The organism is Pseudoalteromonas sp. Z1A2, from assembly GCF_011378755.1.
Taxonomy (GTDB): domain Bacteria; phylum Pseudomonadota; class Gammaproteobacteria; order Enterobacterales; family Alteromonadaceae; genus Pseudoalteromonas; species Pseudoalteromonas distincta.
Genome location: NZ_WTKX01000060.1, coordinates 1 through 2,617, shown reverse-complemented (window position 1 = coordinate 2,617; position 2,617 = coordinate 1). Strand labels below are relative to the sequence as shown.

Annotated in this window: 5 protein-coding genes; all 5 read left to right on the top strand. The window is 37.6% G+C overall.

The genetic code is table 11. From position 1 onward, the window contains the following. Positions 1–272 precede the first annotated feature (272 nt). Complete coding sequence (locus tag GQR47_RS20065) at positions 273–1,013, top strand: Abi family protein (protein ID WP_024596995.1); 741 nt, start codon at positions 273–275, stop codon at positions 1,011–1,013. Positions 1,014–1,041: 28 nt separating this feature from the next. After that, positions 1,042–1,317, top strand: coding sequence for a helix-turn-helix domain-containing protein (locus GQR47_RS20060; RefSeq protein ID WP_024596996.1), 276 nt, complete (start codon positions 1,042–1,044; stop codon positions 1,315–1,317). 203 nt (positions 1,318–1,520) lie between these two features. Next, positions 1,521–1,790 carry a hypothetical protein gene (locus GQR47_RS20055; protein WP_139015397.1) on the top strand — a complete coding sequence of 90 codons (270 nt, stop codon included), beginning with the start codon at positions 1,521–1,523 and terminating at the stop codon, positions 1,788–1,790. Between the two features lie 93 nt (positions 1,791–1,883). Further along, complete coding sequence (locus GQR47_RS20050) at positions 1,884–2,126, top strand: hypothetical protein (RefSeq protein ID WP_024596403.1); 243 nt, start codon at positions 1,884–1,886, stop codon at positions 2,124–2,126. Positions 2,127–2,150: 24 nt separating this feature from the next. Continuing rightward, a complete protein-coding gene (locus GQR47_RS20045; RefSeq protein WP_024589348.1) occupies positions 2,151–2,423 on the top strand; it encodes a hypothetical protein in 273 nt (90 codons plus the stop codon). Positions 2,424–2,617: the final 194 nt, after the last annotated feature.

Here is a 2,617-nt window from a genome sequence, read left to right as displayed (position 1 = left end):
AATGAAAGGTAACCCAGCTCCACAAGCCATTAACTGCGAGGGTTGTGGCGATTTATGTTACTTTAGAGGGGAAAATCCCTAGAACCCCATTAAGGTGTATTTTAGAATTTATTGTGCGTCAGAAACAAGTGAGCCACCCCACTTGGGATGGCTCTTAAACTCGCTACCTGTTGTCAATACTCATAGAGCGTAAGAGGACAGGGCTATCACAACAAGAGGCAATGCCTCAGTTGCCGTCATAATACCTAATAAATTTAATAAGGGCAAATAATTTGGATCTTGCAGAAATAAAAAAGGGTCTATCTACGGAAAAACTTGAAACGTATCGTCAAGTATTCTCCTGTAAATCTGACCATGAATTAATAGCTATTTATATGTCAATGCAGAGCATTATGAGCCACTTTTTTACAGTTGTTCAACTACTTGAAGTTACTTTAAGAAATTCAATACACCAGTGTGCGACAGAGCAGTTTGATGATCCAGAATGGTTCAAAACTAAAACAATTAGCGACAAATCAAAAAATCAAGTGACCGAAGCAGAGCAAAAGTGCTTAGATGAAGTGGGAGCTAAATACACAACAAATGATCTTGTATCGCGGCTTCCATTTGGATTCTGGGTTCACATGCTATCGAAAGGCTATAATAATCCAAGAGATAAAAAGCATAATTTGTGGCAATTCAAATTTAACCAATGCTTTCCCAACGCCCAAGCAAGTAAGGTTTCCTTGAATACAATTTTTCAAAATTTTGGCACTTTAAATAAATTTAGGAATAGATTGTTCCATCACGAGCCCGCTTGGAAAGGACGTTCTACTAGAAGTAGGGAGCAGGCAATAAATAACATAATCAAAAAATATCAGGAGCATTTAGAAGTAATTAGGTATTTGTCCACAAGTAAGTATCAGTTAATAACCGCGCTAGGGTTCGAGGATAGATTTTTATCGGAATGTGATATTGCTAACTTAAACACATTTAAGGATATATTGTTACCATCGGAAACTCAAAATGATTAGCTTAAAAATATTTTCACAGAGTTATTAAATGACACATAGCAAAACTAAAACTAGCTTATATAGGCGAGCTTACGTGACTTGGCTGATTAGCGCAGGCGTTAACACTGTGCCAGCAATTATGGAAGCTACAGGAATGCCAAGACGAACAGCTCAAGATACGATAGCGGCAATTCCTGAGCTGTCTATTGTGCTTGAAAATAAAGGCGGTTCATACTCGGTGGTAGACTGGGGGATGTTAAACAAATCTTGGTTAAATGATAATTCACAGCACGTTAGTGACGTGCTACTGTACCCTCAATACTAAATTTTAAATTAACTGGAGATAAAAATGTCAGAACAAGTAGAAGAAAATAATATCAAATCAAATTCTGAAAATGACAATTTCTTTATTAGAAATACTCACCTAATGATTGCTATATTGTGGGGGCTCTGTGGCCTTGGAATATATTTTTACAATTATTAAATTCAGCTAGCTATTCACTATAAATAACGGTTGGAATAATGACGATGGCTAAATACGGTAAAGTTCAGGGGCATCATTGTTGGTGGCTTACAGTTGATGGCAAAGAAGTAGCTAACTTTAGTGATGAAAAACAAGTTGATGACATTGTTAAACTTGAATTAGAAAAAGTTACTGCTGAAAAGTGGGCTGATAATGCGCTTGAAGCATTAGATGCGGTTAAGGCCAGCGGCATAATTAATCAAGACGATGTAATGGAAATGGTTGAGTTAGGCTCATCTGGTAAGCCTCAAAAAACCACTACTCGATTAAGTTAAATGACTAAATTGGAATACAAGCTTTTGCCAGTGGCGTTTAATTAAGCGCTACTCACAAAAGTAAAATGTTCAACTGGCTTAAAGGGAAAAATAATGGCTGTAATAACGAAGAAAGATGAAAAAATCGAAAATGTGGTTGGTGAGTTAAACGAAGGATATTCATTTGATGACTTCATTAATAAGTTTCAAGAGCTTTACCCGAAGGATTGGAGCAAGATTGAGCGTGAACATGCGAAACATGAACGCAAAACTAAGCCAGGGAAAACACATCCTATGCCTGAGCCAATTCAGTACCTCAAAAACGCTCTGAACGTATGGAATAAAAAGAACAAATAGTTTAATTGGAATAAGGAGAGCGTAATGGTGGTAGAAAGCCGAAAATATGGTTCAGTAGTCTGTGGTATTAACGGCAATGTCATAGCTCTACATGGCAAGGTTGCTATTGGTGATAAGGTCGAGTGGCTTGGTCGCAAAGAAGGTAGCTGCATAAACGATGATAAGTTTGTTGTCGGCGAGCACTATATTGTAGCAGCCATTTATCCAATCAATTTCGATCTGGAATTACAAGGTAGTGAGGACGAATGCACTATCAGAGCAGGTAAAACTGAATACAAGTTAGTGAAATTGGATTAAGGGTTTATATGGATGGTTCGTTTGCACAAATGAGTCATTGCTATGAGTTCATTGAGTCAAGACAGAGTGATGAATGCAGTTGTCCAGAAGAGGACTGGATCGTAGGTAAGCGTCTAGCAAAGTGCACCTGCCAGTAATTCGTCAAACCGATTAAGCTATTTCTTAATTTCAATTAGGAGATAGCCATGAGAAAA

Coding starts and splice junctions, on each gene's coding strand:
- GQR47_RS20045 (WP_024589348.1), top strand. CDS start 2,151: ATGGTGGTAGAAAGCCGAAAATATGGTTCAGTAGTCTGTGGTATTAAC.
- GQR47_RS20050 (WP_024596403.1), top strand. CDS start 1,884: ATGGCTGTAATAACGAAGAAAGATGAAAAAATCGAAAATGTGGTTGGT.
- GQR47_RS20055 (WP_139015397.1), top strand. CDS start 1,521: ATGGCTAAATACGGTAAAGTTCAGGGGCATCATTGTTGGTGGCTTACA.
- GQR47_RS20060 (WP_024596996.1), top strand. CDS start 1,042: ATGACACATAGCAAAACTAAAACTAGCTTATATAGGCGAGCTTACGTG.